This is a genomic window from Prochlorococcus marinus str. MIT 0919, from assembly GCF_027359375.1.
Lineage (GTDB): Bacteria > Cyanobacteriota > Cyanobacteriia > PCC-6307 > Cyanobiaceae > Prochlorococcus_D.
The window spans coordinates 1,641,531-1,656,143 of record NZ_CP114779.1; the positions used below are offsets into that span (position 1 = coordinate 1,641,531).

Sequence of the window (14,613 nt, forward strand, 5' to 3'; positions counted from 1 at the left end):
TCTTATTCTGGGGTAATTAGATTAAACAGTTGACACTTTTGTAATGAAATACTTGCCCCTCTTTATTTGATTAGAAAATGAAACAACTTTTTTTTGATTGTCCTACTGGCCTTGCAGGAGATATGTTATTAGGGTCCTTGGTTGACCTAGGTGTTCCCCTTAATGTTATAGAAAGTGCGTTATCAGCTGTAGGCATTGAAACTAAGTCTTGTTTTAAAATTCAAGAAGGGAAAAGCTTTGGCCTCAGAGGAAAACGAGTATTGGTGGAGAGCAATGAGACTAAAAAAAATCATCGAAGGTGGGTTGACATCAAGAATTTAATTGTCGATTCTACCTTAAAGGAAATTGTAAAGCAGAATTCTCTGAAAGTTTTTGAGGCCTTAGCTTATGCTGAATCATCTGTTCATGGCATTGATATTGCGCTTGTTGAATTTCATGAAATTGGGTCATTAGATACTTTGGTTGACGTTATAGGTGTTTGTGCTGCAATAGAACATTTAGCTCCTGAGAGGATATGCTGTACTCCACCACCAGCAGGCTCGGGTTTTGTTCAAACTGAGCATGGTAAATTGCCAGTTCCGGTTCCTGCAGTTTTAGAACTAGTCAAAAACCATCAGATTATTCTTTCCTCCAAAGATGATGAACCATTGGGTGAGTTAACTACACCAACGGGATTGGCATTGATGATAGTACTTGCTGATGCATTTTCTAGGCCTAAATCTTTGAGTATTAAATCACTAGGTATTGGTTTAGGGACTCGTAAACTAGATAGGCCTAATTTATTAAGGGCGTGCTTATTGGAAGTGGAAGAATGCAAAAAATTTAATTCAAGTATTCAAAATTTTGCTTGGCAAGAGATATATAAGCAAGAGTCATGGATTGATGATGCCACTCCAGAAGATATATCTATGTTGAGGAGCCGACTTGTTGCTGCCGGTGCAATTGAAGTTGTTTCTCAACCTATTCATATGAAGAAAGGCCGGCAAGGTATATCAGTAATAGCTTTGGTAAGAGAAAATGATTTGGATAAGTTAAGAATGGTTTGGTTGTTGCATGGAGTCACCATAGGAATTAGAGAAACATTGGAAGGTCGCTGGGTTTTACCTAGAAGGATAGGGGTTTGCTTGACTCCTTTTGGTGAAATTAATGCAAAGCAAGTTCGCCGTCCTAATGGTCAATTAACTATTAAGCCTGAACATGATGAATTGGTTAGAATCAGCTCTAAGACAGGTAAAACTATAGATGAGATTCGTAATGAGTTTTTTCTTAGAACTGAAACATTCTCTTCAACAGAGGAATGGAAAATATGATTGATAAATTTAGAAAAGTAATTCATATTTGTAGAGAATTATTTAAAAAAGTATATTTACCTGGTGGATTAAAAATTTGGATTACATTTTTTTCTTTTCTTTTTATAGGATATTCAATTTATTCTAATTTTGGTAAATTATCTCAACAATCAATACCTAAATCTTCTTTTCTCTTCTTGATATTTGGTTTTTTTGTAAGTTTCCTAAGTCTGATAGTTAATGCATATGCATGGAAGAGGATTGTAATATGGCTGGGCTATAAATCTAAAGATATTAATTTTATAAGTCTATTTTTAACTACAAACATTCTAAAATATTTACCAGGAGGTATTTGGCATTTTTTAGAGAGGTTTAGAACATTAAAGAAATATATGAGTCTAGAAACTGCTTTTTATTCAGTTATATTAGAACCTTTATTTATGATAATAGCAGCATTATTTTGGGTACCTTTTAATAGGCTTCATTTCTTGACTATGATAATTTGCTTTTTCCCATTACTTTTGCTTACCCGGAAATTTAGACGACCAGTTATTTCCTCATTGAAAAGCTTAAAGATTTCCGATTTCAAAAAAATAGATGAAGAAATTTCTTTTTCCCAATCTTCAAATCTAAGTGTTATACAACACTCTAATTACCCTTATATTGCAATCTTAGCAGAATTAGCTTTTATTTTATTGCGCTTTGGAGGGTTCTGGTTTTGTTTATATGCATTTTCTATCCAGGATAGTTTGACAACTTTTAGTTGGCTTTCGGCATTTTCTCTCTCTTGGATAATAGGCCTTGCTGTACCTTCTGCCCCTGGAGGTGTAGGTATTTTTGAAGCTTCTATTCTTTTACTAGTAAAAGGTGGCGCCCCAGAGATTTCACTTATTTCAGTTTTGCTTTGTTATCGGTTAATTGCAAGCTTAGCTGATCTATTTGCTGCACTAGTAGGTAGCAACATAAGATTCTTTTCTCGATTTAGTCGAATCTCAAGAGAGAATTAGTTGTCTATCTTGGGGGATTTATTTTTATAATCTAGCGTTGGTATTAGTGCAATGGATGCTATTAGCCCCACTGAGAGTATAATCAAGGAAGGAATGATAGATTCACCCATTCTTTCATCGCCAGCGTATTGAAAAATTCTTACGGAAAGTGTGTCAAAATTAAAAGGTCTTAAAACAAAAGTTAGTGGTAACTCTTTTAATGTATCTACAAAAATTAATAAAAATCCAACAGCAATAGGCCCTTTCAGCAATGGTAAATGTATCTTATTTAAAATTTCTTTCCATTGTGAACCTAGGCTAGTTGCCGCTTCATCAATATTTGGGTTAATTCTTTCAAATGCCGAATCTATTCCTCCTTTCCCTACTGCTAAGAACCTAGTTGAATAACCCCAGAGTAACAATAATAAAGGGGAGAAACCCCATGGATCTCCTCCAAATGAAAGCAAGGCTAGTGCCAAGACAGCCCCTGGTATAGCGTAGCCAATACCTGAAAGGAAAGTAATACTTTGCATCCATGTATTTGACTCCCATCTTTTAGCAATTCCCAGAAATATTGCTGCAAACATCGCAAATGATGCAGAAATTAATCCCAAACAAATACTTCTAATTGATAGTTCTACAAGCTCTATATCTAATCCTTGTTGAATTTGGTCTAAGTTAATTGCTACCCATATTAAAGGAATACCAAGAGTGAAAAGTGGAGGGGTAATTGTTATACATTGAGCTAATAATTGTCTATAACCTTGCAATTCCCATGTAGGAGAGTCAGCTCCATCAACATCTTCAGACCATCTCCTGCTTTTTCTTCTTAGGATTTTTTCGTATACGACTAGAAACATTACAAAGGCCAGCGCAATTAAGGCAAGAGCTATTGCTCCTGCAGGGTTCCCTTCTGTAATCCAATTTTCAATAATTCCAGCTGAAATGCTTGGGATATTTAGTAATTCAACTGCTCCAAGTTCATTTATTACTTCCATTCCCATAAGTGCTATTCCTGCTCCTATAGCAGGCAGTGTCATCGGAAGTGCAATGCTCATGAAACCATTCCAAGGACCAATCCCTAGACTTCTGCAAGCTTCAAGTTGATTCTTTCCACATTTTGCAAAGCTTTCTGTGCTTAAAAGAAAAACATATGGATATGTCGTTAAAGCCATTATTAAGACACCCCAGCTCATGCCATGAACTCGTAGAGAATTTATGCTGCCTAGATCAATTAGCGTTGCTGAAAGTAAATATGCAGGAGTTGCTAGAGGCAATAGTTGAGCTATACGAAGGAATTTCCTTCCATTAAATCTGCAGTTTGCTAAAAGCCACCCATTAATAGTGCCGAGCAAACCTCCAGCTATTGAAGTAAATAAAACAAGTTGAAAAGTCCCCCATATTTGACTTAATCCATCAAGTCCTAGGCGAACAACACCTGTTTTAATGCCATTTATTCCCTCGCCAAGAAGACCGAAAATTGGCCATAAAATTAAAAAAGCAAGAACAATCGCAAGTAGATTTAAAAGGGCTCTTCCTTGTTTTGATTTTGAATTAAAAGAGCTCAAGCAAATCCCTTCCCAGAATGAGATTCAACACAAGCTGTTAATTGTAGTTTTAGTTTCCTACGATCCATTGATTTTCCAATTAAAACAATTTGGTTTTTGCGCTCTCCAATCCATTCGCTGTCATCAATTGAAAAACGCTTTCCTGCTAGGTGAAAAATATGCTTTCTATCACTTTCATTAAACCAAAGTATCCCTTTTGCTCTAAAGACCTCTGAAGGTAATTGATTGTCCAGAAAATTCTGAAATTTTCTTAGTGAGAAAGGACCATCGGACGTAAATGAAAAAGAAGAAAATCCTTCAATTTCATTGTCATGATGATTATGAGAATCCTTATTATGACTATGCTCATGATTGCATATCCCGTGATCATGATCACAATTATCATGATCGTGCTTGTTAGAAGTTCCCTCTAAGTGAAGGCGGTCTGATTCGAAAAGTCCAACACTTAAGAGTAATCCAAGCGGTACAACTCCATTGGAACTTTTTAAGATTCTAGCGTCTTTTTTTAAGCCAGATAATTCTTTCTCAAGCTCATTAATTTTTTCTTCTTTTACAAGATCACATTTATTTATTACCAAGATGTCTCCATAAATCACCTGTGATCTTGCTATTTCGCTAGTGGTAATTTCATCGTTAAAGTTTTCAGCATCAATAAGAGTAATAATTGAATCAAGACGAGTACTGTCTCTAAGTTCACTGCCAAGAAATGTCATGGCAATAGGTAAAGGATCTGCTAACCCTGTAGTCTCTACTATTAGATAATCAACACTGTCCCTCTTTGAAAGGATTTTTTCTACAGCCTTAAGAAGTTCCCCATTTATTGAGCAACAAATACAGCCATTACTTAATTCAATCATATCCTCTCCAGTTTTAATGATTAAGTCATTATCAATACCAATCTCCCCAAACTCATTTACTAGAACAGCAGTCTTCAATCCTTTTTGGTTGCTAAGTATATGATTAAGCAAAGTTGTTTTCCCTGCTCCTAGAAAACCTGTGAGGATAGTTACTGGAAGGGTTTTTGAGTCAATTTCAACGACCTCAGCTTTTCCTAAGGATTTTTCTTTTAATGAACTCATGCTTTTGTAGGAGAAAGAGCTTGAAAGCTTTTCAGAGATATTTTTTAAGTATAAAGTGCCTTACATCGTAAAAACGGCATTAATTTCATTAGCAAGTTTAATGTCAAGACTGCTAATTCCTCCAAGGTCATGTGTTGTTAGCTTAATTGAGACTTTAGAATACACATTATCCCACTCAGGATGATGATTTGATGACTCTGATAAAAGAGCGACTTTGCTTATAAAACCAAATGCTTGAATGAAATTATCGAATTTAAATGTTCTTTGGAGTTTGTTATCTTCTAATTTCCATTCAGGCAGCACATCACTGAGTTTGCTGAGTTCACTTTGAGTTAACAATGATCTTTCCATAACATTATTAAGTGGGTTGATTCTTTTGACTAGTTAAATCATGCATACGATCGATTAGTAAATCTAACTTTGTTTCAATTTCACCATCTTGATTGGTTTGTTCAGGGTTGTCCCTTTTGATGACTTCTTTATTTATTTTTTCAGGATTTGTTTTTACGAGAATTTGATTCAAGGATTCACTTTTTGGCCTTGACTCAACTTTAGCTATTTCTCCAACTGCATGTAAGCTTACCTTTCTGAAATTATTAGCATAACGGTGCTCCCAAAGATAAATTGCCTGCCATGTCCCTAGTACAAGCTTAGAATCATTAATGCTTAAACTTAAGCAAGTACATGTGAGGGCTGTTTTAATATGAGCAGGCATATCATCAATCCCTTCTTCTGAATGCAGGTACTCTTGCTTTAAACTTGTCTTATTAAGAGAGGTAAATTCTTTTTCCGGCACTATCGCTTTCATGTATGAAGAAAGGTCTTTTAAAACTTTTGGATCAGCATTTTCATTAATTGTCAGGCTGCAACTAGTATGTTGAATAGATAGAACAAGGATGGCCTGATTTATTTTATTTTTGATTATCCATTCATTGATTTTTGGAGTGATATTTAGAAAGCCTTCACCATTTGTTTTAAAGGTAATTTCTGAAAAGATTTGATCCACTGATTTTTAAAATAATATTAGAATTTTCCTTCACTCTAATAAATCTTTTTTAAAAATACAACAAAAAATTATAAATAATTTAATGAATTATTATTTTTCTTTTTAGACTAATAATTATAAGAGGCAAAGCTTATTTTATATCTTACAGTGTTCAAGCTGTTCTCTGTTAGGTCTAAAATAACTTAAGTTTTAAAAAGACTTTCTCTATAAATATGGCGAATCTTTTGCAGATTTTGCTTTTGAAGGCGACCAAGAACTATCTTGCTATAGGTTCAGGATGGCATCAGAGATAACTAATAAAGCCTGATATTTAAAGACTGATTGGTTGATTTGACATTAGGCTTAATAAATGTCGATCAAATCAATTGTCTGATAAAGCGTGGCAAAAGCTAGGAGACTATCTCCAGGAGACTAAGGTACTTGGCTCAATTCACAGTACCCTTTACTGGGATCAAAATACTGCAATGCCAGCTTTAGGGGCTGAGTGGAGAGGAGCTCAATTAAGTCTTTTAGCAAGGTCATTACATTCAAGACAAACTAGTGACTATTTTCAGGAATTGCTGATTAATGCAAAGGAAGAATTACAAAACAATAATCACAATTCTATTTCCAATGAGTTGCTTGCAAAGAAAAGAAATCTCGAATTGCTAGATCAAGAGATAACTCGTCAAAAGAAGTTAGATCCTGAATTAGTGAGTCAAATTTCAGCTGCTCAGGCAAATGGGTATGCTCTTTGGCAACAAGCTAAATTAAAAAATGATTTCCAATGTTTTAAACCTGCGCTTAAGAAATTAATTTTGCTTAGGCAAGAGCAAGCTAAGCAGCTTAATGAGCAAAGAAGTTGTTGGGAAACATTGGCTCAACCTTTTGAACCTGATCTAACAATCAAAAGATTGGATGAATTATTTGAACCTCTAAAAAAATGTTTACCTGAACTTATAGATAAATACAGTACTCCTAAAAATTTAAAGCAACCTAAATGGGACTTATCAGAAAAGTCTCAGCAAGCTCTTTGTGATCGTTTACTGAATACATGGGGGAGGGATAATAAACTCACATCTTTAGCAAGGTCCCCCCACCCTTTTTCTATTACTCTTGGTCCAAAGGATTTTCGCCTTACTACTCGAGTAGTACCGGGACAGCCTCTATCATGTTTTCTTGCTACAGCTCATGAATGGGGACACTCGCTCTATGAACAAGGGCTTCCTGCTGAAACTCACCAATGGTTCGCTTGGCCTTTGGGGCAAGCGACCTCTATGGCAGTTCACGAAAGCCAATCACTTTTTTGGGAAAACAGAGTTGCCAGAAGTAAGGAATTTGCAAATCGGTTTTGGAAGTACTTTGAAGAAGCAGGAGCTCCGCTTCAGTCTGGGGATGATTTATGGAGACAAATGAATCCATTAACACCTGGATTGAATCGCGTTGAAGCTGATGAACTTAGCTATGGTTTGCATATATTGATTCGTACTGAACTAGAGATTTCATTACTTGAAGACGGATTAGAAGTAGATGCAATACCTTCTGAATGGAATAAAAAATATCGTGACCTTATTGGCATAGAGCCAACAAATGATTCTGAAGGTTGCTTACAAGATGTCCATTGGAGTGAAGGTGCTTTTGGCTACTTCCCTTCCTATTTAATCGGACATTTAATTAGTGCTCAACTGGCTGAAGCAATGATTCTCGATTTAGATAAAAGTGGAATATACGCAAAAGATCCTATTGGCAGTTGCATTTTAGAGGGTTCGGAGTCAGAGCTTTTGTCTTGGCTAAGAAAAGAAGTGCATCATTTTGGGAGACAAGTTAACGCTGAGCAATTGGTGGAAAAAGTGACTAAAAAACCTCTTTCCAGCGAACCTTTTTTGAAGTATTTACAGAATAAGTTAGAGCAAATGACCAGTACACCTTAGGATGCCTCTCGAAAATATTTTTCAGTATGGCCAATCTTGATCAAGCGCCAAGTAGGGTTATGTCCAACCTCCTACATGTTCTGCCTGCATTCGCAGCAGAAAAGGATTTACGGGTAAATACAATAGTTGAACTTAATTCCAACACAATTAATAAATACGAATTAATTACGGAAACGGGGCATTTAAAACTTGATCGTGTTGGTTACTCATCTTTAGCCTATCCATTTGCTTATGGATGTATTCCTAGAACATGGGATGAAGATGGTGACCCTTTGGATATTGAGATTGTTCAAGTTACAGAGCCTTTGGTTCCAGGCTCAGTTGTTGAAGCGAGGATTATTGGGGTTATGACTTTTGATGATGGAGGGGAGGTTGATGACAAAATTATTGGTGTTATTGCAGATGATAAACGCTTAGATCACATAAAAAGTTTTGAGCAATTAGGAGAACACTGGCTGCAAGAAACAAAATATTATTGGGAGCACTATAAAGATCTTAAAAAGCCAGGTACATGCAAAGTTAATGGCTTTTTTGGGGTAGAGAAAGCAATTGAAATTATTAAATCTTGTGAGACTCGCTATTTAACTGAAATTGATCCAAAATTAGTAGATTAATTAAGTTGAACGTACATTGTCAAAAATATCTTGCAGTATTTCCATTGCGCCTTGAGATTTCAACTCATTTGCTAAATCTATTCCAATTAACTCGGGATTTGTTTTATCTCCCCTTTTAGAGTCTTTAATTAACTTTTTACCATCAAGACTTGCCACCATTCCTGTAAGTATCAATTCATCATTATCTATTTGGCTATTAACCCCAATAGGAACCTGACATCCTCCTTCCAACTCTCTTAGAAATGATCTTTCTGCTAGGCACCTTTGGGAAGTTGGCAGATGTTCAAGAGTTTTAATAATTTCAATCACTTCTGATTTCCCTTTTACACATTCGATTCCTAATGCACCTTGCCCAACTGCATGTAGAGATATTTTACTCGGAATTAATTGATGAATTCTGTCGCTAAAACCTAATCTTGTTAATCCTGCAGCGGCTAAAATTAAAGAATCGTATTCTCCCGCATCAAGTTTTTCAAGTCTGGTAATTAGATTACCTCTAACGTCTTTGAAAACCAGATGGGGATAATGATGTCGAAGTTGTGCTAGTCGTCTAAGTGAACTAGTTCCTACTACCGTCCCTGAGGGGAGAGTATGTAGTTGATGGGTTTTAAATTTTTCATTTACCACTAAGGCATCTGCTGGATCTTCTCGTTCAGTTACGCATCCAAGTATTAATCCTTCTGGCAGGTTTGTTGGGAGGTCTTTTAGAGAATGTACTGCTATATCTGCTCTCCCAATTAGCATTTGTGCTTCAAGTTCTTTAGTAAAGAGTCCTTTATCTCCAATCTTGGCAAGTGCTACATCTAGGATCTTGTCCCCTTGTGTAGCCATTGCCTCTACTGAAACATTAATGCCGGGATAGGCCTTCTCAAGCTGATCTTTCACCCAGTTTGTCTGGACCATGGCTAGCTTGCTTCTGCGAGTTGCTATACGCACTTGGTCTAGAACCATTAGTATTATTTATTTCTTATTCACCTTACTCATTGGAGGTAACCCTAATTCACTCATATTGCGATACTTTAATTACTCTGATCCTTGTAAAAAATGTAGTTTGATATTTGGACACTGAAATTCAATTCTTTATTTCTAGACTGGAGCAGCGATTAAGCAGACTTTGCTAACTATATTCTTCTATTTAATATATTCTTTAAGCACACCATTTCTATTAGGGTGACGAAGTTTCCTAAGAGCTTTGGCCTCAATTTGACGAATTCGTTCTCTTGTTACATCAAAAATTTGTCCAATTTCTTCTAGAGTTTTCATACGGCCATCATCAAGACCATACCTAAGCCGCAGGACATCTCTTTCTCGAGGACTGAGGGTTGCAAGAACTCCTTCCAAATCTTCTCTAAGCAGTGTTTTTGCAACGTCCAGCTCTGGATTCTCTGAATCTGATTCAATGAAATCACCAAGACGAGAGTCTTCTTCTTTGCCAATAGGTGTCTCTAAAGATATTGGCAATTGAGCACTCTTAGCAATGAATCGAAGCTTCTCAATAGTCATTTCCATGCTTTCTGCAATTTCCTCCTCGGAGGGTTTCCTGCCAAATTCTTGACTAAGGACTTTCGTTGTCTTCTTAATTCTTGAAATAGTTTCGTATAAATGAACAGGGAGTCTGATGGTTCGACTTTGGTCTGCAATTGCTCTTGTAATGGCTTGACGAATCCACCATGTTGCATAGGTAGAAAACTTATATCCTTTTTCATGATCAAATTTTTCGGCTGCTCTAATAAGACCAAGACTGCCTTCCTGAATTAAATCTTGGAAAGAAAGCCCTCTATTCATATATTTTTTTGCTATTGAAACAACTAATCGAAGATTAGATTGCACCATTTTTTCCTTAGCACGTCTTCCAAGCATTAGCCTTCTTCGAAATCTTATTACTGGCATTTCGACTAAAGCAGCCCATTCTTTTTTTGATGGGTAATGCCCATTCTCACTCTCAAATTGAGTGGCAAGTTCTTCCAATTCAAGAAGATCAGCAATCTTTCTGGCGAGTTCAATCTCTTCGTCTGGCCTAAGTAATCTGATCCGACCAATTTCTTGTAGATAAACTCTTATAGAATCTTCCGTATAAACTCCTTTAGGGCCAATTTTTATACTTGCGAGTGCTTTATCAACGGGGCTCTCTAGAGCGTTAGTTAATGATATATCCGCATTGATTTCAGTATTGCTTGCTTGAGCAAGTAATTGATCAGCTGCAAGATCTAAATTATTTGGTTCAAGAGATTTAGACTTAGTAGAGGCTTTCCCTTTAGATTTTGCAGTACTTTTCCCTTTTGATTTTTTTGTAATTGATTTACTTTTAGTGCTTTTTAATGATTTAGTTTCGACAGCTTTAGAACCGTCTTTTTTTGTTGCTTTGGTTTTTGCCTTTGCAACAGGTTTTTTGGAGACGACAGAACTCATTGCTAAAAGTTTAAAAAATGGTAGAAATTTAATTAATAAATATTTCTTAAAAACGATCCTTGATCATCAATTGCAACTTTTTAAAACTTACGCTTTTAAAAGCCTATTGAGAGGAGTATTCGCTATTTTTTAAGCGAATACTCTTCATTGATGACTTTAAAAACTATTTTAAAGTTTTTGTTGCAGTTGAATGAAGGTATTTATCATCATTGCAGCGTTGCTAGGGGCTTTCTTAGGACGGCCAAACAATTAAGGAACATAACCTTAAATTGCTTTGACTTCGCTCCTTCCCTCTGAACAGAACTCTGAATGATTAACGCAACAGCAGTTTGCTGCTTACTCTTTAATTTTAAGAAAAATTTTCAAAGTTAGCAACTATTGCTTTTATGGGATTTTTTGAAATAGAAGTATGGCTTCAAGTTGGTAGAGAAGGACGTTCCTTTACCTATTGCGATAGCAAAGGGTTGAGTATTGATTTAGGAGATATTGTTGCAGTGACTTTGCGTGGCCGGCAGATGAACGGTCTTGTTGTAGGTAAGCGAATAAGAGAGGATCCTTTAAGTGGTAAAAGATGTAAAGATCAAGAAAAGAATCGTTCTTTGACAGAAGTTGAGGAGATTGTTCAGAAGGCAGCTGTAGATCAGGAATGGCAAGACTGGTTAGAGGAATCTGCATCGAAATGCTATACAAGTTCCTTTCGAATGCTAAAAGCGGCCTTGCCTCCAGGATGGCTTGGGTATAGAAAATCAGCCAACAAAAAACTAAAAAGGCTTTTATGGGTTTCTATAAACCCATCATTTGATTGTCAGCAAAATCTTCCCTCGAAGCAGCAAGGAGTTATTGCTTTGATTAAGACAAAGGGTGGTGGTATATGGCAAAAGGACTTATTGGCAAATGGAGTAACTCTCGGAGTATTAAGGAGTTGCTTATCTATTGGTGCAGTATTGCGTGAAAAACGTACGATCCAAAAAACTAATGATCGTTTTAGAAAAGACAAAGGGTTTTTAGTAAATGAACAAGAGAAACCGCGGAATTTAACTGACGAACAAAAACTTGCTATTGATTGCTTTTCTAAACAATCACCAGGAACTGCTCTTTTATTGTGGGGTGTAACAGGTTCAGGAAAAACAGAAGTTTATCTTCAAATAGCTTCACAAGAACTGACTAAAGGTAGACATTGCTTAATCTTAGCCCCTGAGATTGGTTTAATACCTCAACTTGTAGATCGCTTTGTTAGACGTTTCGGCTCTCAAGTTTTGGAATATCATAGTGGATGTTCTGAGAATGAACGTATCAGCACTTGGCGTAAGATTTTAACAACTTCGGAACCCACAATTGTTGTAGGGACTCGTTCCGCAGTTTTCTTGCCTTTGTCACCGTTAGGTTTGATTGTTTTAGATGAAGAACATGATAGTTCTTATAAACAAGAGTCCCCAATGCCTTGTTATCACGCTAGAGATTTGGCTTTAGATAGAGCAAAAAGAACTGGAGCGAGAATTATTTTAGGCAGTGCTACACCATCATTGTCTACATGGAAGGAATTGCAACCTGCAGGATCGATAGCTGTTGCAAGACTTTCTTCTCGTATTGCTAACCAGCCTTTACCTTTAGTTCATGTTGTAGACATGAGGCAGGAGCTATCTGAAGGTAATAGGCGGCTGATAAGTAAACCCTTGATGAAGAGGCTTTCACTTTTACCCGAGCTGAAAGAGCAAGCAGTTGTTTTGGTGCCTAGAAGAGGTTATAACACTTTCTTAAGTTGTCGTAGTTGTGGAGATGTGGTCCAATGCCCAAATTGCGATGTCTCTTTAACTGTTCACAAAGGGCAGCAAGGGTCTCAATGGTTACGGTGTCATTGGTGTGACCATCGAGCAAATATTGGCTTTCGGTGTAATGAGTGTGGATCAAGTGCTTTCAAGCCTTTTGGCGCAGGAACACAGAGAGTAGTAGAGCACCTGTCTAATGAATTAAGCCATTTGAAGTTGTTACGCTTTGATCGTGATACAACTGGTGGCCGCGATGGCCATCGCCGATTGCTGCAAAGATTTTCCTCTGGAGAAGCTGATGTTCTTATAGGCACGCAAATGCTTGCCAAAGGTATGGATATCCCTCGGGTGACTCTTGCTGTGGTTCTTGCCGCAGATGGTTTGTTGCATCGACCTGATTTGTTTGCAGAAGAGCAATCTCTACAGCTTTTTATGCAATTGGCAGGAAGGGCTGGACGAGGGGATAAACCTGGAAAAGTTTTTGTGCAGACTTACTCTCCCGACCATCCAGTTATCAAACATTTAGTTGATGGTTGTTATGAGGATTTTCTAGGTAAAGAAGCCAAATTAAGAAGCGAGGCTGGCTTGGTCCCTTACAGTCGGGCTTGTTTGCTTCGCCTGTCTGGAGAGCGTGCTTCTGTAACTGCAACTTCGGCTACTGCCTTGGCAGAATACATAGAACCTCTTTGCAAGGCCAAAGGGTGGACTATCATTGGACCTGCACCTGCCTTAGTAGAAAAAATTGCAGGCAAAAGTCGCTGGCAGATTTTATTGCATGGACCAGAAGGCGCTCCCTTGCCCTTGCCGCAAGGTAATAAATTGTGGGAATGTCTTCCTAAAGGTGTCAATCTTTCAGTAGACCCCGATCCAATTAATCTTTGACAATCAAATTAAGGAGGCAGTTCGGGAAATCCGTAGCCCATTTTTACTTTAAGGTTCTGCAGGACAATTACCAAGGTTAAAGCCAATATCACAGAAGCGACTCCTAATCCAAGCTTGCTCCATCTCCAGTACTTCAGTTCAAGCTCATTAAGGAGACCTTCCTTTAGTTCCCAATTAACACTTGAACTTTTTGTAATAGCAGGTTGAGGGAACGCTTTTATTCCTAATTTGCTTGGAGCTGGCTTTACTACAAGTGACAGTTTTAACCCAGGTATTTGAGGAAGATCTCTAAGGTCTACTTTTAACTTGAACAACTGTTTATAGCCAATTAAAAAGTTTGTTTGATTCAAGTTCATGTCTGGAGGTTCAACTTTAATACCTGTCACTTCTAATGCGGAATCTATAGTTTGCTTTAGCAATGCATTAGCTTCTATAGAGCTAAGAGAGGGAGTATTAAATACTTGTTTACCATCTTCTGTTGTTAAGATATTTATTTTTGGGATTGTTGTATTTAATGAATTTTGGAATTGATATTGCCATGGTATTAGTTTGTTCGAGTTGCTGTCTACATTTACATTCATTGTTAGCTTGTCCGGTCCCATTAGTTTGATTTCAGTGGTATACCGCACACACCCACTCAAAATAATAGTTATCCCTAATAGGATACCTATAACTAGTAATGTAAAACCTGCTTTTAATGGTTGTGTTGGACCTGTAGGTGGTAATTGCACGTCCTTTTTTTTGATAATTTTTTTGCGCCCTTGGCTTGTTTTTGTTATGGGCTCGAGCTTTAAATTTGGGACTTTAACAGACCAATTATCTGGTCTTATAAGTGTGGGAGCTGTCAGTATGGAAAGAAGGTGTTTTGCATTCTGACGAATGCTTATATCACTATGACTTAGAAGATTTTGACATAGTGCAATAGCTTCTTTTTCATCACCTTGCCCCATATAAGCAGTAATCATTAAGAGTTTGACCTTCCCTTCAATCTCAAGAGTTAGATTATTTACTTTGTCTAATTTGTTAAGTAACGCAAGACACTGCCTATATTCGCCTTTCGCCAGCGCAATCTCAGCACTATTTAAACTTTCAGAGACCTGCAAT

Annotated in this window: 12 protein-coding genes; 5 read left to right on the plus strand and 7 right to left on the minus strand. The window is 37.0% G+C overall.

The window, feature by feature from the left end; genetic code table 11:
* Positions 1 to 77 precede the first annotated feature (77 nt).
* On the plus strand, positions 78 to 1,310 hold the full coding sequence (larC, locus tag O5635_RS08970; protein ID WP_036901208.1) for a nickel pincer cofactor biosynthesis protein LarC: 1,233 nt from the start codon (positions 78 to 80) through the stop codon (positions 1,308 to 1,310).
* A complete protein-coding gene (locus tag O5635_RS08975) occupies positions 1,307 to 2,296 on the plus strand; it encodes a lysylphosphatidylglycerol synthase domain-containing protein (RefSeq protein ID WP_072013262.1) in 990 nt (329 codons plus the stop codon). Before larC ends, O5635_RS08975 begins: the two co-directional genes overlap by 4 nt.
* Here O5635_RS08975 and O5635_RS08980 read toward each other — a convergent pair.
* Genes O5635_RS08980 through O5635_RS08995 form a run of 4 tightly spaced genes read right to left on the minus strand, consistent with a single transcriptional unit; the run spans position 2,293 to position 5,928 of the window.
* Entirely contained in the window at positions 2,293 to 3,849 is a 1,557-nt protein-coding gene (locus O5635_RS08980) for an ABC transporter permease (protein WP_420063652.1), read from the minus strand. The two genes, O5635_RS08975 and O5635_RS08980, sit on opposite strands and share 4 nt — an antisense overlap.
* Positions 3,840 to 4,922: a CobW family GTP-binding protein gene (locus O5635_RS08985; RefSeq protein WP_052042723.1), complete on the minus strand. Its 1,083-nt coding sequence runs from the start codon at positions 4,920 to 4,922 to the stop codon at positions 3,840 to 3,842. Before O5635_RS08985 ends, O5635_RS08980 begins: the two co-directional genes overlap by 10 nt.
* Before the next feature lie 60 nt (positions 4,923 to 4,982).
* Positions 4,983 to 5,273, minus strand: coding sequence for a 4a-hydroxytetrahydrobiopterin dehydratase (locus tag O5635_RS08990; protein WP_036901206.1), 291 nt, complete (start codon positions 5,271 to 5,273; stop codon positions 4,983 to 4,985).
* 7 nt (positions 5,274 to 5,280) lie between these two features.
* Positions 5,281 to 5,928, minus strand: a complete 648-nt coding sequence (locus O5635_RS08995; protein ID WP_036901205.1) for a secondary thiamine-phosphate synthase enzyme YjbQ — start codon at positions 5,926 to 5,928, stop codon at positions 5,281 to 5,283.
* 365 nt (positions 5,929 to 6,293) lie between these two features.
* On the opposite strand from O5635_RS08995, the gene O5635_RS09000 reads away from it, so the two are divergent.
* Positions 6,294 to 7,838: a carboxypeptidase M32 gene (locus tag O5635_RS09000; RefSeq protein WP_036901204.1), complete on the plus strand. Its 1,545-nt coding sequence runs from the start codon at positions 6,294 to 6,296 to the stop codon at positions 7,836 to 7,838.
* 26 nt (positions 7,839 to 7,864) lie between these two features.
* Positions 7,865 to 8,452 carry an inorganic diphosphatase gene (locus tag O5635_RS09005; protein WP_036901203.1) on the plus strand — a complete coding sequence of 196 codons (588 nt, stop codon included), beginning with the start codon at positions 7,865 to 7,867 and terminating at the stop codon, positions 8,450 to 8,452.
* Here O5635_RS09005 and hemC read toward each other — a convergent pair whose 3' ends face one another.
* Together hemC and rpoD are read right to left on the minus strand one after the other, a co-directional pair.
* Positions 8,453 to 9,403, minus strand: a complete 951-nt coding sequence (gene hemC / locus O5635_RS09010) for a hydroxymethylbilane synthase (RefSeq protein ID WP_036901202.1) — start codon at positions 9,401 to 9,403, stop codon at positions 8,453 to 8,455.
* 180 nt (positions 9,404 to 9,583) lie between these two features.
* Positions 9,584 to 10,861 (minus strand): RNA polymerase sigma factor RpoD, encoded by a 1,278-nt coding sequence (gene rpoD / locus O5635_RS09015; RefSeq protein ID WP_036901201.1) that lies wholly within the window; start codon positions 10,859 to 10,861, stop codon positions 9,584 to 9,586.
* 386 nt (positions 10,862 to 11,247) lie between these two features.
* Between rpoD and priA the strand changes: the two genes are divergently transcribed.
* Positions 11,248 to 13,509, plus strand: a complete 2,262-nt coding sequence (priA, locus tag O5635_RS09020; RefSeq protein WP_036901200.1) for a replication restart helicase PriA — start codon at positions 11,248 to 11,250, stop codon at positions 13,507 to 13,509.
* Between the two features lie 8 nt (positions 13,510 to 13,517).
* On the opposite strand, the gene O5635_RS09025 is transcribed toward priA, so the two are convergent.
* Positions 13,518 to 14,612, minus strand: coding sequence for a DUF3153 domain-containing protein (locus O5635_RS09025; protein ID WP_036901199.1), 1,095 nt, complete (start codon positions 14,610 to 14,612; stop codon positions 13,518 to 13,520).
* Position 14,613: the final 1 nt, after the last annotated feature.

What these genes read in the sequence shown, in the direction of transcription:
- larC (WP_036901208.1), top strand. Translation starts at nt 78, where the DNA reads ATGAAACAACTTTTTTTTGATTGTCCTACTGGCCTTGCAGGAGATATG.
- O5635_RS08975 (WP_072013262.1), top strand. Translation starts at nt 1,307, where the DNA reads ATGATTGATAAATTTAGAAAAGTAATTCATATTTGTAGAGAATTATTT.
- O5635_RS08985 (WP_052042723.1), bottom strand. Translation starts at nt 4,922, where the DNA reads ATGAGTTCATTAAAAGAAAAATCCTTAGGAAAAGCTGAGGTCGTTGAA.
- O5635_RS08990 (WP_036901206.1), bottom strand. Translation starts at nt 5,273, where the DNA reads ATGGAAAGATCATTGTTAACTCAAAGTGAACTCAGCAAACTCAGTGAT.
- O5635_RS09005 (WP_036901203.1), top strand. Translation starts at nt 7,865, where the DNA reads ATGGCCAATCTTGATCAAGCGCCAAGTAGGGTTATGTCCAACCTCCTA.
- hemC (WP_036901202.1), bottom strand. Translation starts at nt 9,403, where the DNA reads ATGGTTCTAGACCAAGTGCGTATAGCAACTCGCAGAAGCAAGCTAGCC.
- rpoD (WP_036901201.1), bottom strand. Translation starts at nt 10,861, where the DNA reads ATGAGTTCTGTCGTCTCCAAAAAACCTGTTGCAAAGGCAAAAACCAAA.
- priA (WP_036901200.1), top strand. Translation starts at nt 11,248, where the DNA reads ATGGGATTTTTTGAAATAGAAGTATGGCTTCAAGTTGGTAGAGAAGGA.